This window comes from Sphaerisporangium rhizosphaerae (assembly GCF_042665155.1).
GTDB classification, from domain to species: Bacteria; Actinomycetota; Actinomycetes; order Streptosporangiales; family Streptosporangiaceae; genus Sphaerisporangium; species Sphaerisporangium rhizosphaerae.
The window spans coordinates 89,656-106,562 of the sequence record NZ_JBHTCG010000018.1 but is presented as its reverse complement, the minus strand read 5'-3'; the positions used below and the strand labels follow the sequence as shown (position 1 = coordinate 106,562).

At 71.8% G+C, this 16,907-nt stretch carries 12 protein-coding genes; 3 read left to right on the top strand and 9 right to left on the bottom strand.

Going from position 1 to position 16,907, the window contains the following annotated elements:
- The first annotated feature begins 93 nt into the window (after positions 1-93).
- The 3 genes from ACFQSB_RS24690 (at position 94) to ACFQSB_RS24680 (ending at position 6,034) form a co-directional block, all read left to right on the top strand.
- Positions 94-3,543, top strand: coding sequence for a S8 family serine peptidase (locus ACFQSB_RS24690; protein ID WP_380829360.1), 3,450 nt, complete (start codon positions 94-96; stop codon positions 3,541-3,543).
- Positions 3,544-4,124: 581 nt separating this feature from the next.
- On the top strand, positions 4,125-5,144 hold the full coding sequence (locus tag ACFQSB_RS24685; protein ID WP_354835783.1) for an NAD-dependent epimerase/dehydratase family protein: 1,020 nt from the start codon (positions 4,125-4,127) through the stop codon (positions 5,142-5,144).
- A complete protein-coding gene (locus ACFQSB_RS24680) occupies positions 5,141-6,034 on the top strand; it encodes an SMP-30/gluconolactonase/LRE family protein (protein ID WP_380829358.1) in 894 nt (297 codons plus the stop codon). The genes ACFQSB_RS24685 and ACFQSB_RS24680 overlap by 4 nt, the downstream gene beginning before the upstream one ends.
- A 47-nt stretch (positions 6,035-6,081) precedes the next feature.
- On the opposite strand, the gene ACFQSB_RS24675 is transcribed toward ACFQSB_RS24680, so the two are convergent.
- The 9 genes from ACFQSB_RS24675 to ACFQSB_RS24635 form a co-directional block, all read right to left on the bottom strand.
- Positions 6,082-7,128 carry a LacI family DNA-binding transcriptional regulator gene (locus ACFQSB_RS24675; RefSeq protein ID WP_354930913.1) on the bottom strand — a complete coding sequence of 349 codons (1,047 nt, stop codon included), beginning with the start codon at positions 7,126-7,128 and terminating at the stop codon, positions 6,082-6,084.
- A gap of 119 nt (positions 7,129-7,247) precedes the next feature.
- Entirely contained in the window at positions 7,248-8,543 is a 1,296-nt protein-coding gene (locus ACFQSB_RS24670; protein ID WP_380829357.1) for a HAMP domain-containing sensor histidine kinase, read from the bottom strand.
- Between the two features lie 371 nt (positions 8,544-8,914).
- Positions 8,915-9,112 carry a TraR/DksA family transcriptional regulator gene (locus ACFQSB_RS24665; protein ID WP_380829356.1) on the bottom strand — a complete coding sequence of 66 codons (198 nt, stop codon included), beginning with the start codon at positions 9,110-9,112 and terminating at the stop codon, positions 8,915-8,917.
- 12 nt (positions 9,113-9,124) lie between these two features.
- A complete protein-coding gene (locus tag ACFQSB_RS24660) occupies positions 9,125-9,562 on the bottom strand; it encodes a Rieske (2Fe-2S) protein (protein WP_380829355.1) in 438 nt (145 codons plus the stop codon).
- A 124-nt stretch (positions 9,563-9,686) separates the two neighbouring features.
- Positions 9,687-11,717: an NACHT domain-containing protein gene (locus ACFQSB_RS24655; protein ID WP_380829354.1), complete on the bottom strand. Its 2,031-nt coding sequence runs from the start codon at positions 11,715-11,717 to the stop codon at positions 9,687-9,689.
- A 195-nt stretch (positions 11,718-11,912) separates the two neighbouring features.
- Positions 11,913-12,890, bottom strand: coding sequence for a galactofuranose ABC transporter, permease protein YjfF (yjfF, locus tag ACFQSB_RS24650; RefSeq protein WP_354930898.1), 978 nt, complete (start codon positions 12,888-12,890; stop codon positions 11,913-11,915).
- On the bottom strand, positions 12,887-13,948 hold the full coding sequence (locus ACFQSB_RS24645) for an ABC transporter permease (RefSeq protein WP_380829353.1): 1,062 nt from the start codon (positions 13,946-13,948) through the stop codon (positions 12,887-12,889). The genes yjfF and ACFQSB_RS24645 overlap by 4 nt, the downstream gene beginning before the upstream one ends.
- Positions 13,945-15,399, bottom strand: a complete 1,455-nt coding sequence (locus ACFQSB_RS24640) for a sugar ABC transporter ATP-binding protein (protein WP_380829352.1) — start codon at positions 15,397-15,399, stop codon at positions 13,945-13,947. Before ACFQSB_RS24640 ends, ACFQSB_RS24645 begins: the two co-directional genes overlap by 4 nt.
- A gap of 121 nt (positions 15,400-15,520) precedes the next feature.
- Positions 15,521-16,510: an ABC transporter substrate-binding protein gene (locus ACFQSB_RS24635; protein ID WP_380829351.1), complete on the bottom strand. Its 990-nt coding sequence runs from the start codon at positions 16,508-16,510 to the stop codon at positions 15,521-15,523.
- Positions 16,511-16,907: the final 397 nt, after the last annotated feature.

Sequence of the window (16,907 nt, the reverse complement as noted above, 5' to 3'; positions counted from 1 at the left end):
AACTCGCCGTTCGCTCAGCTTGTCAGCGGATGACGACTGATGCCAGCGTTCATGCTCGTCAGATTTGTCCTAGATTCTTGCAAGGAGCCCCCCATGTCGTCGTCCGCCCTGCGAAATCGCGGGCACCGCCTCATCCTCGCCGTGCTGGTGCTGCTGGGAGCGGTCGCCGCCGCCCTGCCGGCGCGCCCGGCGATGGCGGCCGACCCGCCGGGCGCGCCGGCCCACCGGGGGAAGATCGCCCCTGAGCTGGCCGAACAGATGAAGAACGCGCGGCTGCGCTCCGACGGCCGCATCGAGGCGGTCGTCGTGCTGGGCGCCCGCCCGGACCTGCCGCCGGACGCCTCCGGCCCGGCGGAGGTGCGTGAGGGCCTGACCGGCACGGCCGCGTCCATGCAGGCCCCGGTCGTGCGACTGGTCAAGTCGCAGGGCGATCAGGTCGTCAACACCTTCTGGCTGAAGAACATGGTCCTCATCCGGGCCACGCTGGCGACGCTGGACGCGGTCGCGGCGCTGCCCCTGGTCGAGCGCGTCATCCCCAACTTCGAGCTCAAGGCCCCCGAGACCGGGCCCGCCAAGCCCGCCGCCGCGCGCCGGGCCGCCAAGGCGGGCGAGCCCACGTGGGGCATCGCCAAGATCGGCGCCGACCGGGTGGAGAGCGAGCGCGGGCTGACCGGCAAGGGCGTGCGCGTCGCGATCCTGGACACCGGCATCGACATCTCCCACCCGGATCTCACCGGCAAACTCGCCACCGACGACGCCGCCGACCCCGCCTACCCCGGCGGCTGGATCGAGTTCGCCCCGGACGGCACCCCGGTGGCCTCCACGCCGCACGACAGCTCCTACCACGGCACCCACGTCGCCGGCACGATCGCCGGCGGTGACGCCTCGGGCACGCGAATCGGCGTGGCGCCCGGCGTCAGCCTGATGGCCGGCCTGGTCATTCCCGGCGGCAACGGCACGCTCGCCCAGGTCATCGCCGGCATGCAGTGGGCGATCGCCCCCTACGACGCCCACGGCCGCCCGGCCGGCAAGCCCGCCGACGTCGTCAGCATGTCACTGGGAGGCGAGGGCTACTCCGACGAGATGATCGAGCCGGCCAGGAACATCTACCGGGCCGGAGCCTTCCCGTCCTTCGCCATCGGCAACGAATGCCTGCCCGGCGGGTCGAGCAGCCCCGGCAACGTGTACGAGGCGGTGTCGGTCGGCGCGACCGACGCCGACGACAGCGTGCCGGACTTCTCCTGCGGTGGCGCGGTCAGGAGGGACGACTGGGTCGACGCGCCCGGCGACTGGCCCGACTCCTACATCGTCCCCGACGTCTCGGCGCCCGGCGTCGACGTGCTCTCGGCCCTCCCCGGCGGCGAGTACGGCACGCTCAGCGGCACCTCGATGGCGACCCCGCACGTCTCCGGCACGGTCGCGCTCATGCTGCAGGCCCGTCCCGAACTCACCGTGGACCAGGCCCTGGACATCCTGGCGGGCACCTCGCTCGACGACGAGCGCTACGGCGAGCGCCCCAACGCCCGCTATGGCGCCGGACGGATCGACGCCTACGCCGCCGTCACCGAGGCCGCCCTGACCAGCGGCGTGCGCGGCACGGTCACCGACGGCAAGACCCGCGAGCCGCTCGCCGGCGTCACCGTCACCCGGGCCGGCGACGTCCGGACCGCCACCACCGACGCGCAGGGCCGCTTCGAGATGCGGCTCGCTCCCGGGTCCTACGACCTCACGCTGACCCGCTTCGGCTACAAGCCGGCCACGGCACGCGTCCGCGTCCAGGCCGACCGCATGACCGACCTGCGCACGGCGCTCGAGCAGACTCCCCGGGGCAAGATCACCGGCCGGGTGGTGTACGGCCCGACCGGCTCCACCGTGCCGGGCGCGACGGTCACCGTCCTCGGCGTGCCCGACACCCTGGCGGCCACGACCGGCCTCAACGGCGCCTACACCATCTCCGAGGTACCGGAGGGCGACTACCGGATCGCCGCGGTGGCCCCGGGCGTGTCCCGGTCGGACCCGCAGCGGGTCACCGTGCGCGGCAAGGGCCAGGCGCGGGCCGACATCGCCCTGCCCCGCTCGCCCGACACCCAGCGCGTCTCCCTGAGCGTCGACGGTCACCAGGGCGACAACGAGAGCTGGTGGCCGCAGCTGAGCGACGACGGCAGCGCCGTGACCTTCGCCAGCGTGGCCGGAAACCTCGTCCCCGGCGACACCAACGACGACCTGGACGTCTTCGTCACCGACCTGCGCACCGGGGCGATCGAGCGGGTGTCGGTGGCCTCCGACGGAACCCAGGCGGACGCCTTCTCCCTGACCCCGACCCTCAGCGGTGACGCCAGGTACGTCGGGTTCAGCAGCGGGGCGACCAACCTGGTGCCCGGCGACACCAACGGGCAGACCGACGCCTTCGCGCACGACCGGCAGTCCGGCAGGACCGAGCTGATCTCGGTCGGGCCGGGCGGCGCGCTGAGCGACGGGCTGTCCTCGCAGCCGGCGTTCAGCTCCGACGGCCGCTTCGCCGTCTTCAACAGCGACGCGACGAACCTGGTCGCCGGGGACACCAACGGCCGCACCGACGTCTTCGTCCGCGACCGGCAGGCGGGCACGACCGAGCGCGTCTCGGTGGGCCCGGGCGGCGCCCAGGGCGACGGCAACTCGCGCGAGCAGACCATCAGCGCGGACGGCAGGTTCGTCGCGTTCGAGAGCAACGCCACGAACCTGGTGCCGGGCCAGGACGACGGGAGCACCAACCTGTTCGTCCGCGACCGGCAGGCCGGCACGACCGAGGCGCTCACCACTCCCGAGGGCGTCGAGCCGAGCAGCCCGAAGATCAGCGCGGACGGCCGCATGGTGGTCTACATCGGCGCCGGGCCGAAGGGGTGGCAGATCTACCGCTACGACCGGCAGGCCCGCACGAACGCGCTGGTGTCGGCGGCCTCCGACGGGAGCCCGGGCGACGACTGGTCCTTCGCCCCCTCCCCCAGCGCCGACGGGCAGACGGTGGTGTTCTACAGCTACGCGGCCAACCTCGCCGGCCCGGACGTCAACGGGCGCACCGACGTGTTCGTGCGCGACCTGAAGGCCGGCACGACCCAGCGGGTCTCGACGGGCCCGAAGGGCGTGGAGGGCGACGGCTCCAGCGAGGTGCCGTCGATCAGCGGGAACGGGCGCTACGTCGCCTTCCAGAGCTCCTCGGCGAACCTGGTCGAGGGCGACACCAACCGGCACTCCGACGTGTTCGTCCGCGACCGCACTCCCGGCCCCGAGCCGCGCTTCGCGCTCGGCGAGCTGGAGGTGAGCCCGGACGCCGTGCGGCCCGGACGCCCGGTGCGGGTCAGCGCGTGGGTGAAGAACGTCGGCGAGAAGGCGGGCGGCTACGACGCCGTCCTGCGGGTCGGTGACCAGGTGGAACGGCGCCAGACCGTCCAGGTGCGGGCCGGAGCGGCCGTGCGCCTGTCCTTCGAGGTGCGCCGCAGCGCCCCGGGCGCCTACACGGTCGTCCTGGGCCCGCTCACCGGCCGTTTCACGGTGACCGGACGCTGAACCGCCGGTTCCACGCCGGCCGCGGCGCCCTCCCGGGGCCGCGGCCGGCGCGGAACGCCGCCTGAGCCGCTCTCACGACGCGCCGGGCCCGATTCGGGCCCGGCGCTTCGCTTGTGCGCCGTCACGCGGGTGCTTCCGCAGAGGCGTACGGGCCTCGATCGGCGGACGACGCGACCGGCCTCCGATCGAAAGTTCCTCGAAACTGCCGGCGCGGCGTAACGTCACGCGTGGCCGGGCCGACACCGCCGGGACCGCCGTCCTCCTGGCGTTTCGCCGAGGACACCGCCCTTGACGTTCGCCGACCGGGCGTTCTACGTTGAGGCATCGTGCCGTCGATGTTTCGGGCAGTTTCCGAAAGTTCTCCACCCACATCGGCCGTCGTCTCTCTGACCGCTCTGCTCGAAGGAGCCACCGGTGCCATTCGGTACACACCGATCCAGAGCGTTCCCTCGCCGAGCCGCCGGAGGAGATCGGTGTCCGCGACGACGACCGGCTGACCGGCGTCGCGGCGAACGGGTTCGAGGCCTGGGGCGCGGCGAGGCCGCGGGGCCGGCCGCGATCCCACAGAGCGGGAGTCCGGCATGAAGGTCCTCTATATCGGGGGCACCGGCACGATCAGCTCGGCCTGCGTGGCCGAGTCGGTGCGCCGGGGCCAGGACGTGAGCGTCCTCAACCGGGGACGCACGGCCGGGCGCCGGCCCCTGCCGGAGGGCGTCACCTCCATCATCGCCGACGTCGGCGACGCCGGCTCCCTGCGCGGCGCCCTCGACGGTGAGACCTTCGACTGCGTGGTCGACTTCCTCGGCTTCGACGCCAGGGACGCCTCCGCGGCGGTCGAGCTGTTCCAGGACCGCACCGGCCAGTACATCCACATCAGCTCGGCCTCCATCTACCACAAGCCGGTGCGCCGTGTGCCGACCGTGGAGTCCACCGCCCGGCGCAACCCCTACCTGGCCTACGCGCGCGACAAGATCGCCGCGGAGGACGTCCTGCGCCGCGCCTACGACGAGCGCGACTTCCCGGTGACGATCGTGCGGCCGTCGCACACCTACGACGACGCCCAGCCGCCGCTGCCGGGCGGCTGGACCGCCTGGGACCGCGTCGCCCGCGGCGAGGAGATCGTCGTGCCCGGCGACGGGACCAATCCCTGGACCCTCACCCACGCGCGGGACTTCGCCGTCGGCCTGGCCGGCCTGGCGGGGAACTGGCAGGCCGTCGGCGAGGACTTCCACATCACCTCCGACGAGGCGCTGACCTGGAACGAGATCTACGACGTCATCGGCAGGACCGCCGGGACGCCGGTCCGCCCGCTGCACCTGCCCTCGGAGTTCCTGCCGGTCGTGGCCCCCGACTGGTTCTGGTCGGAGCTGATCGTCGGCGACCTGTCGCACAGCGCGGTGTTCGACAACACCAAGATCAAGCGGTTCGTTCCCGCGTTCCACCCGACGGTCACCTGGCCGGAGGGAGCGCGCCGGCTGGCCGGGTGGCGCGCCGCCCACCCCGGCGAGACCCGCCCGGACCCGGCCACCGACGCGATGCTGTCCCGGCTGGTGGAGGCGCACCGCCGCGCCATGGCGGCGGTCGCGCCGCCCGCGCCGTGACGCCCCGGACGGGCGGCGACCTGACCGCCGAGCCGTGGCTGCCGGTGTCCGGCGTCCACTGCGAGGGCGTGGTCTGGGACGACGCGGCGGGCCTGGTGCGGTTCGTCGACATCCCGCGCGGGCGGCTGTTCGAGGCCGACGTCGCGACCGGAGCCGTCTCCTTCGCCGACCTGCCCGCCCCGGTGACCGCCGTGCACCCCACCTCCCGCCCCGGGACGGTCCTGGTCGCCGACGGCGTCGGCATGGCTCTCGCGGCGCACGGCGAACTGGTCGAACGGCTCGCCTCGCCCCTCGCCGACCGGCCCGAGATCCGGATGAACGACGGCAACGTCGACCCGGCCGGGCGGTACTTCGCCGGCAGCATGGCCTACGACGCCGCGCCGGGCGCGGCGAGCCTGTACCGCCTGGACCCCGACCGGTCGCTGCGCACCGTCCTGACCGGGGTCACCATCGCCAACGGCCTCGACTGGTCGCCCGATGCCGCCCTGTGCTACTTCGTGGACAGCCCGACGCGCCGTGTCGACGTGTTCGACTACGACGTGACCACCGGAGAGCTGTCCGGCCGGCGCGTCTTCGCCGACACCTCGGCCCTGCCCGGCGTGCCGGACGGGCTGACCGTGGACGCCGAGGGCGGCGTGTGGGTGGCCTTCTACGGCGGCTCGCGGGTGTGCCGCTTCGGCCCCGGCGGCGCGCTGGACCGCACGGTCACCGTGCCGGTGCCGCAGGTCACCTCCTGCTGCTTCGCCGGACCCGGCCTCGACCTGCTGGTGATCTCCACCTCCACCGAAGGGCTCTCCCCCGACGAGCTGCGCGACCTGCCGGGCGCCGGCGCGATCTTCCAGGCCGAGCCCGGATGCCGCGGCCGCCTGCCGAACAGGTTCGTGATCTGACCTGACCGAGAACCACGAAACTCCAGGCGTGCGGCAAGGCGCGGCGGTCAGGGAGCCGGGCGGCGGACCGGCGGGGCCGTGCTCCCTCGCACGACCAGCTTGGTGGACAGCTCCACCCGGCCCTCGGGGACCCCGCTGCCGTCCTGGTGGGCGAGCAGCGTGCGGACGGCCAGGGCGCCCAGCTCGGCGATGGGCTGGCGCACCGTGGTCAGCGGCGGCGTGACCCACTGCGACATCGGCACGTCGTCGAAGCCGACGACGCTGAGGTCGTCGGGGACGCGCAGGCCCCGCTGCTGGATCGCGGCGTAGACGCCGAGCGCCTGCTCGTCGTTCGCGGCGAAGACCGCCGTCGGCGGGCCGGGCCGGTCGAGCAGGGACAGGGTCAGCCGCAGTCCGGAGGCGTAGTGGAAGTCGCCGTGCTCGATGAGCCCTTCGTCGGCCGGGATGCCGGCCCGCTCCAGCGCCGCCCGGTAGCCGGCCAGGCGCGCCTGGCTGCACAGGAAGCGCATCGGCCCGGTGATCAGCCCGATGCGGCGATGGCCGAGGTCGATCAGGTGGCGGGTGGCGGCCAGCCCGCCGCCCCAGTTGCCCGCGCCGATGGAGGGCAGGTCGGACTCGCCGTCACCGACCGGGTCGACGAGGATCGCGGGCACGCCGAGCCTGACGATGCGCTTGTGGTCGGCCGCCGGCAGCTCCGACAGGGCGAGGATGATGCCGCGCGGCGCGCGGCCGGCGATGTCCTCCAGCCACTGCCGCCCTCGGCCGGGGCCGCCGTCCGGCACCGACACCACGATCGCCGCCCGCGCCGCCCGGGCGGCCTCCTCCGCGCCGCGGATCATCTCGGCCGCCCAGGGAGTGCCGGCGTCGTGGAAGAGCATCTCGATCAGGCCGGCGCGCCTGACCGCGGGCACCGCCCGCTTGGTGCGGGTGGTGGGGACGTAGCCGCGCGCGGTGAGCATGGCCTCGATCTGCGCCCTCGTCGACGGAGCCACGTCCGAACGGCCGTTGAGCACCTTCGAGACGGTCGCCCGTGACACCCCCGCCTCGGCGGCTATGTCGGCGACGGTGACCCGCCGTTCGATCGAGTGAGACACCAACGCTTGCTCCATCGCCGAAACCCGGCCTCGTTGTCGTGGTCACCATCGTACGGGGCTCCGAGCACCCGGACCCGGCGCTCGCCCGTTCGGCGCGAGGCTCCCGCGACGGCGGCGGGTCACCGCTCCAGTACCGGGAGCCGCAGGACGAACCGGGCGCCGCGCGGGGAGTCCTCGATGCGCAGCGTCCCATGGTGGGCCTCGGCGATCTCCCGGGAGATGGCCAGCCCCAGGCCGCTGCCCGCGGGGTCGCGGCGACGGCCCTCCTCAAGGCGGGCGAAGCGGCCGAAGACGCGTTCGCGGTCCTTCGGCGCGATGCCGTCCCCGTCGTCGGTGACGACGAGCCGCGCCTCTCCCTCGGTCGCGCACACGCTCACGCCCGCCTCGGTGCGGGCGTGCCGCTGGGCGTTGGTCACCAGGTTCTCCACCACGCGCATCAGCTGGACCCGCGAGCCCGCCACCCACACCGCGCCGCCGTCCCGGACGCGCACCGGGACGTTCCACACCCGGTCCTCGACGACCTCGTACACCATGGCGGTGAGGTCCACCGGTTCGTGCGGCGCGGGCTCGGCGGCGCGCAGGCGGGCCAGCACCAGCAGGTCCCCGACGATCGCCTCCAGCCGGTCGGTGGTCGCCAGGGCCGCCCGCATGGCCTCCTGGGGGTCGACGTCCTCGGGGTGGCTGAGCGCCTCCTCCAGCCGCACCCGCAGTCCGGTGATCGGGGAGCGCAGCTCGTGGGAGACGTCGGAGGCGAAGCGGCGCTGCTGCTTGACGGCGATCTCCAGCCGGGAGAGCGTCTGGTTGGCCGTCACGGCGAGCGTGGTGATCTCGTCGTGGCCGGGCGGCAGCGGGACGCGCCGGCTCAGGTCGGTGCCGGTGATCTCCGACATCCGCTCGCAGATGGTCTGCACCGGGCGCAGCGTGCGGCCGAGCATGACCCAGGTGATCCACCCGACGAGCCCGAGGATGGGCAGGCCGGCGACCGCGAGGCCGTAGTCGAGCTCGCTGGTGGCGAGGATGGCCGGTTCGGGCACGCCCGCGTAGACCACCGGGGAGTCGGCCGCCGGGGAGACGCGGATCGCCATCAGCATCGCGCATCCCTCGTCGCCCGTGCACTCGGTGAGGTTCTGGAACCGGTCGTCGGCCGGGGGGCGCAGCGTGCTGAGCGGCGGCTTGCCGGAGACGGCCCTGCTGGCGTGCAGGACGCGCCCGGCGGCGTCGACGACCTGGATGAGATCGACCGCGGCGGACGCCGGGATGACGCGAGGCACCGCGCCGTTGCGCACCGCCGCGCTCCACTGGCTGGCGACACGCTTGGTGGCCTCGAAGGTGTCGACCTCGACCTTGTAGCGGATCGCCGCGTCGACGCTCGCCCCGCCGATGGCGACGAAGACCGCCGACAGCGCCACGGCCATCAGGGTGCACCTCGCCCGGATCGACCGCGGGTGCGTCAGGCGGCGCCACATCATGTCCCGGTCCAGGCCATGGCGCCCGAGGAGCACGCTCACCAGGAGCGGCGCCGGTGGGCCGGCTCGGCCGGCGGACACAGTGGGGAGGCGGGCCGGGACTGCGGCGAGGAGGACATGTCGTGGACGCTCCGATCAGGACGTTCGCCGGCGACGGGGAAGGCAGGTAAGCCTCTGACCTGCATCAACGCTACGCCAAACTGGAGCGCTTCCAGGAAAAAACTTGCCCAAGCTTACGGTGGAGCCCGGCATGGCCCGCGCCCGGCAGGGCGTCCCCGGTGGTGTCGCCGACGTGTTCCGGCCGCCCGGGGGCGACGCCCTCAGCGGTGAGCGGCGGCGCAGGGAACGCAGGACTTCGCCGCCGGGCGGACCTTCAGGCGTTCGGGGCTGATGGGCCGCCCGCAGCCCTGGCACACCCCGTAGTCGCCGTCGCGGAGCCGTGCCTGGGCCGCGTCCAGGTCGGCGAGGTGGCTTCGCGCCCAGAACCCGGTGCCCGGCGTCGGCCAGGGGCGGGGCACCGGGTGCGGCCGTCACTTCAGGCGGATGACGCCCTTGGAGACGGTGATCCTCTTGCGCGGGAGGGGACGGTCGGCCGGGCCGCGCGCCACGGCGCCGGTCGAGATCGAGAACCTGCTTCCGTGGCACGGGCAGTTGATCGTCCCGCCGCTGACGCTCGCGACCGCGCATCCCTGGTGGGTGCACTTGGCGCTGAAGACGCGGAACACCCCCTTCGCGGGCTGGGTGACGACGTACTTCCCCTTGATGATCTTCCCGCCGCGAACCGGGATGTTCTTGGTCCTGGCGAGCACCGCGCCCGCGGTCTCGCCGGTCGCGTCCTCGCGTGAGGCCGTGCCCGCCGACGCCCTCGCCGGTCGCACGCCCATCAACGCCAGCACGGCGGCGAACCCGCCCGCCACGCTCCGCACGATCACCGAACGGCGCGTCGCGCCCGTCTCGTCAGCTCGCATGCCGACCTCCGCTCCTGGGGGGTAAGGGAGACTCCTCCCCCGGAACGTACAGGCGCGGGACGCGGTTCGGGCCCCGGCGCGCCGCACGGAACGCGGGTCGCGGTGAGCCGTGCGGGGCCAGGGGTCAGGGGGCCGGGAAGCGGGCCAGGTGGTCCTGGAGTTCACGGTGCCGGAACTGGTAGGCCTCGCCTGCCACGCGAAGCAGCCCCGCGTCCTCATGACACCAGTGCAGGAACCGGCCGAGGCGCCAGGGCAACCGGCCGCGCGTGCAGAGGATCAGCATCAGATAACGCGTCACCGCCCGGCGACCGGCCTGGACGAACCAGACCCAGACCAGAGGCGAGAGGAGCCAGAACAGCCCGTTCGTGAACTCGCCCATGAGCCAGTACCACATGAGCACGAACAGCAATGCGGCCTGTAGCCCGAGAACGAGTGAGCATGCGAGGTCGTTGCGTATCGGATCGCGGGGATCCACCACCCTTCCGGCGCCGGGGCTCAGGAACCAGAATCCGAGCCCGCCCACGATGACGAACGTGAGTCCCCCGGCGAGGCCGGGCGCCCACCCGCGGGTGAACCCGACCACGAGCCCGAGAACCGCTCCGGCCACCAGGCCGGAGATGGCCCCGCCCACGAGTTTGCGGTGTCCGAGAGGCGTTCTCATCCGCGGAAGTTCGATGCGCCAGGGTTCGGGCCACCGCACGCCCATCACTCGGGTGAGCCCCCAGGCGCCGATGAAGGCCAGCGTCAGCCGATGTGGCACGTGGAAGGCGAACAGCACCACCGCGAGGAACACGAAGGTGGAGACACCGGCGAGTGACTGCGCGAGGACGCGTGGGCGATCACCGGCCAGGGGCCACAGTTGGTGCAGGACCAGGTCGGTGCCGCTGAGCACCCTTCCGGCGAACGGCCCCTTCTCGGCATTGCCGTTCAGGTAACGGGCCAGATGAGCCAGCCACCGGTGGATCTGATCCGGGGAGTAATGCCGGAGATTGCGGCCGGCCGCGTCGGCGGCGGTGGTGGCGGCGGGAATGTACGCGGCCAGCAGATGGCGGCCGACCTTGGCGGGGGTGTCGAGATCCGGCGCCGTGAGTTCAGCGGGGTCCCGCAGGTAGGCGCCGGTGACCGGGTCGAGCCGCCTGTAGACGGTGACGGCCAGTGTGAGCCGCCAGGGGGTGTCCAACGCGCGGGCCAGGGCGCCGTCGGGGTGGAAGTCCAGCGCGTCGAGGACCGGCCCCCATCGCACCAGGTCCTCGGCACCCACCCGGGTCTCCAGGAAGGTCTGCGCGGTGCCGGTGTCCACGGGCTCGATCCGGATGTGGGCGGCGTCCTGGGCCCGGACCCTCACGTGCGCGTCATCCAGGGCGGCATACTGGTCGGTGCGGCAGGTGAGCACCACCTCCATCTTGCCGAGGCCGTCCTGGGCGGAGTTCAGCGCACGCAGGGCGTCAGCGGCGCGGGAGGTGTGACCGGGCGCGCCGATGTCCATCTCGTCCAGCCCGTCGATCACCGGGAGTACGCGTCCCGCCTTCACCAGGGCGGCGGCGGTACGTCGCGGCATCCGGAAGACCGTGACCAGGTGGGCGGCCACCCACGCCGGTAGCGGAGTGGCGGTGTCCCACTGCGTCGCGGAAAGGCGGACCGGGACCCGGTCTCCTGGGGCAGGGGCGGCCAGCAGTCCCAGGAGCAGGCGCAGGGCCAGTACCGTCTTCCCCGCCCCGGCCGCACCTGTGATCACCAGCCGCCCGGGCCGCAGCCGCCGGTAGTACTCCACCACCTCGGTCAGGCACCCGGACGGCTGGACCCCGCCGGCCTGGTGGGCGCGGGTGGGCGACAGCACGAACCGCACGTCGATGGGTTTGTCGGCCTGGTCGTCGTCGCCCAGCAGTTTCCTCAGCTCACCGGTCTCCGCGCCTCGCACCTCGACGGCCAGCCGCCTGGCCCAATGGTCCAGGTCCATTTCACTGACGCGCTGCGCCCGCACCGCCAGCCAGACCGACACCACGGTCAACGCCAACCCCGACAGCCCGATGACCGCGCCGACCGGGTCGACGTCTCCGAGCTTCATCTGCGGCGACCCCGAGGCCGCCGCGGCGCCGATCACCAGCAGACCGCACACAGCCGCCCACACCGGGCCGGGCCCACGCTCCCATCTCATGAACGACCATCGTCGACGGGAACGAAGGCCCGTTCCGCTGACCTCCGGCGAATGTGACCAGAGTGCGATGAACGCGTGACACCGCCGCTCGCCGCCCGTCCGGACGGGCCCGGGAGACCACATGCCGGCGCGCATGCGCCGGCATCAGGGACGGCCGTTCCGCGCGTCACACCGCGGCGCCCGCCGGCTCCGCGGTCACCGCCTCCTGGCCGTGATCAGGCGCTGCATCAGGATGAAGACGAACAGCAGGAGCCCGATGACGATGCGCGTCCACCAGGAGCTCAGCGTGCCGTCGAAGCTGATGATCGTCTGGATCAGCCCGAGCACCAGCACTCCCAGCACGGTGCCGAGCAGGTAGCCGGTGCCGCCCGTCAGCAGCGTGCCGCCGATCACCACGGCCGCGATGGCGTCGAGTTCCATGCCCACCGCGTGCAGGCCGTAGCCGGACAGCATGTAGAACGACAGCAACAGGCCGCCCAGGGCCGAGCAGAAACCGCTGATCGTGTAGACCGCGATCTTCGTCCGAGCCACGGGCAGGCCCATGAGCAGCGCCGACTGCTCGTTGCCCCCGGTGGCGTAGACGTTCCTGCCGAGCCGTGTGTAGTGCAGCGCGTAGGCCGCGACGGCCACCACCACGACCGCGATCACCACGCTGGGTGAGATCCACATGTCGCCGAAGTTGATCTGCGTCTGGGCGAAGGCGGTGAAGGTGGGGTCGTCGATCGGGATCGACGCGGTGCCGATCGTGTAGCACAGGCCGCGGGCGAGGAACATCCCGGCGAGCGTCACGATGAACGGCTGGATCTCGAAATAGTGGATGATCGCGCCCATGCCGAGGCCCAGAACCGAGCCGATGAGCACCACGAGCACCATCACCGCCCAGGGTGACCAGCCCTGCTTCAGCAACGTCGCGGCGACCATGGTGGAAAGCGCCACCACCGAACCGACCGACAGGTCGATGCCGCCCGTCAGGATCACGAACGTCATGCCGACCGCGACGACGAGCAGGAACGCGTTGTCGATGAAGACGTTGAGGATGACCTGCCCGGTCGCGAGCCCTTCGTACCTGATGCCGCCCACGACGAACATGGCGGCGAACAGCGCCGCCGTGACCAGGACGGGGACGTACTTGCGCGGCACCGGGGACGAACCCAGGACTGTCGCGATGGTCATGCCGTGACCCTCACCTTCTCTTCTGCCACCGGAGGCGCCCCGGCGGGCCGGCGGCGGCGGCGGTGGAAGACCTTCGCGCGGAAGGCCGGGGACTGGATCAGGCAGACGATGGTGACCACGAGCGCCTTGAACAGCAGCGTCGTCTCCGGCGGCACGCCGATCGAGTAGATCGTCGTGGTCAGCGTCTGGATGATGAGCGCGCCGATCACGGTGCCGCCGAGCGAGAAACGGCCGCCCGACAGGGACGTGCCGCCCATCACGACGGCCAGGATCGCGTCCAGCTCGATCCACAGGCCGGCGTTGTTGCCGTCGGCGCTGGAGACGTTCGAGCTGATCATCAGCCCGGCGATCCCCGCGCACAGTCCGCAGAAGGTGTAGACGGTCAGGATCACGCCGCGTGCCCGGATGCCGGCCAGCCGGCTGGCCTTGGCGTTGCCGCCGACCGACTCGATGAGCATGCCGAGGGCGAGCCTGCGGGTGAGGAACGCGGTCAGCGCCAGCACCGCGAGCACGATGATGATCCCGAAGGGCAACGTGAGCCAGTAGCCGCCGCCGATCAGCTTGTACGGCGAGCTGTTGATCGTGATGATCTGGCCGTCGGTGATGAGCTGGGCCAGGCCGCGGCCGGCGACCATGAGGATCAGCGTCGCGATGATGGGCTGGATGCCGACGCCCGCGACGAGCAGGCCGTTCCACGCTCCGAGCACCAGTGACAGGGCCAGGGCGATGCCGACGGCCCCCATCACGCCGCCCACGGAGTTCTGGTCGCGAAGGTCGCTGATCTGCAGGCAGGCGAGGGCTCCGGAGATCGCGACGACCGATCCCACCGACAGGTCGATGCCGCTGGTCGCGATGACCAGCGTCATGCCGAGCGCCACCAGGATCAGGGGCGCGCCGAACCTGACGATGTCGATCAGGCTGCCGTAGAGGTGGCCGTCCTTGATCTCGACGTTGAAGAAGTGGTCGGTGAAGACCAGGTTGAGCAGCAGCAACGCCACCAGGATCGCGAGGGGCCAGAACAGGCGGTGCCTGAGGAACGGTCGCAGGTTTTCGGTCATGACGCGCCTCCGCTCGCGATCGTCTCCGTCAGGGCGTCGGTGGTCAACCGCTCGTCGTTCTCGACCTCGGCGACGAGTCTGCGGTCGCGCAGCACGGCCACCTTGTGGCTGAGCCGCAGGACCTCCTCCAGCTCGGCGGAGATGAACAGCACGGCCATCCCCCCGTCGGACAGCTCGGCCACCAGGCGCTGGATCTCCGCCTTGGCGCCGACGTCGATGCCGCGGGTGGGCTCGTCGAGGATGAGCAGGCGAGGCTCCAGGATCAGCCACCGGGCCAGCAGAACCTTCTGCTGGTTGCCGCCGCTGAGGTTCCTGACCGGCAGCTCAGGTGCGGCGGGGCGGATGTTGAGCGCGGTGATGTACTTGCCCACCAGCTCGTCCTGCCTGCGCCGGGGGATCGGCCGGGTCCAGCCGCGGGCGGCCTGCAACGCCAGGACGATGTTCTCCCGCACGGTGAGGTCGGGCACCAGGCCCTCCTCGCGCCGGTTCTCCGAGCAGAACGCGAACTTGCGGTGGATCGCCGCCCGGGGGCTGCGCAGGTTGACCGGCTCGCCGTCGATGCGCAGCGTTCCGGTGCCCGCGTGGTCGGCGCCGAACAGCAGCCGGGCGATCTCGGTGCGCCCGGAGCCGAGCAGTCCGGCCAGGCCCACCACCTCGCCCTGGTGGATGGTCAGCGTGAACGGCTCGATGGCCCCGGTGCGGCCCAGGCCGTCCGCCTCCACCAGCCGCGCGCCCTCGCGGGCCGGCGGCCTGCCCTCCAGCCGCTCCAGGTCGGCGAGCTCGCGGCCGATCATCTTGCCGACCAGGTCCACCTGGCTCAGCTCGCTCGTGAGGTGCTCCCCCACGAGCCGGCCGTTGCGCAGGATCGTCATCCGGTCGGCGATCTCGTAGATCTGGTCCAGGAAGTGCGAGACGAACAGGATCGCGATGCCCTGCTCCTTCAGCCGCCGCATCACCCGGAACAGCTGGGCGACCTCGCTCGCGTCGAGGCTGGAGGTGGGCTCGTCGAGGATGAGGACCCGCGCGTCGATGTCCACCGCCCGCGCGATGGCCACCATCTGCTGCACGGCCAGCGAGTACGCCGACAGGGGGGCCGCGACGTCGATGTCGAGGTCCAGGCGGCCCAGCAGCTCGGCGGCCCGGCGCCGCATCTCCTTCCACCGGATGCGGCCGAGGCGGCGCGGCTCACGGCCGATGAAGATGTTCTCGGCGACCGAGAGGTTCGGGCAGAGGTTGACCTCCTGGTACACGGTGCTGATGCCGGCCTGCTGCGCGGCGAGCGGGCTGGAGAAGGCCACCTGGCGACCCTCCAGCTCGATCTCGCCGGCGTCGATGTCGTACACGCCGGTGAGCACCTTGATCAGGGTGGACTTGCCGGCGCCGTTCTCTCCCATGAGGGCGTGGACCTCTCCGGGCAACAGCCGGAAGTCCACCCCGTCCAGCGCCTTCACGCCAGGGAATTCTTTCCCGATCCCCCTCATGCGCAGGATCGGCGCGGGTGCGTCCATCAGGCGCCCCTCTCCTCCTCAGCCGGCGGGCCGCCCCGGTTGGACGGGGCGGCCCGGCGCGGTATCAGTACTTGCGCTCGGGGAGCGCCTGCTTCGCCTGCTCCTGGGTGAAGGCCGTCTCCTCGGTGACGACCCGGGCGGGGACCTCCTCGCCGGCCAGGACCTTCTTGGTCAGGTCCATGAGTTGCGGGCCGAGCAGCGGGCTGCACTCGACGATGTAGTTGATCTTTCCGTCGGCCAGCGCCTGCATGCCGTCGTGGACCGCGTCCACCGAGATGATCTTGATGTCCTTGCCCGGCACCTTGCCCGCGCCCTCGATGGCCTCGATCGCGCCGAGGGCCATGTCGTCGTTGTGCGCGTACAGCACGTCGATCTTGGGGTTGGCCTTGAGGAAGGCCTCCATGACCTCCTTGCCCTTGGCCCGGGTGAAGTCACCGGTCTGCGAGGCGATCACCTTGAACTTGGGATCGGTGACGACCTGCTCGAAGCCGGCCTTGCGGTCGTTGGCCGGGGCGGAGCCCGTCGTGCCCTCGAGCTGCACGATGTTGACCGGGTCCTTGCTGTCCTTGTACTGGTCGACCAGCCACTGCCCGGCCTTCTTGCCCTCCTCGACGAAGTCGGAGCCGAGGAAGGTCTTGTACAGGCTCTTGTCGGGGGAGTCCACGGCCCGGTCGGTCAGGATGACCGGGATCTTGGCGTTCTTGGCCTCCTTGAGGATGGTGTCCCAGCCGGACTCCACCACCGGCGAGAAGGCGATGACCGACACCTTCTGCTGGATGTAGGAGCGGATCGCCTTGATCTGGTTCTCCTGCTTCTGCTGGGCGTCGGAGAACTTCAGCTCGATGCCCGCCTCCTTGGCGGACTCCTGGATCGACTTGGTGTTGGCCGTGCGCCAGCCGCTCTCCGCGCCGACCTGGGCGAAGCCCATGACGATCTTTTTGTCGCCCGAGCCGCTCGTGCCGGCACTGTCCGTGCCGCCCGAACCGCTGCCGCACCCTGCCATGACCAGCGTCGTGACACCGGCCAGCACCAGTGCCGAGATCTTCTTATACACGGGGGGTTTCCTTTCTGGATGTTAACGCTAACACGGCGAAACCGCGTCAACCATGCGTGTAACTCCCATGGACGGCCGGCATACGATCGCCGCATCCCTCCTGGCCACGGGTGACGGAACAGATCACGTCGCGCTCACCCGCGCACGGATCCTCCGCCCCGGCGGGCCGGAGAAGCACGTCGATGCCGTGCCTGCCCACGGCCCCGAGTTTCTGCATGATGGTCGTGAAAGGAGAGCTCGCGGGCCCGTGAACCCGGCCCGCGACGCCGCCCGGTGCGAAACGCCGGCCGCCTTCGCCATGTCCACCATGACGGACGGGCGGCACCCGGCGCTTGGTCCCACCGGCTACTCCTCTCAATCGGCCTGGCACGACTGTGAGCGTTAACAGCACTTGTCG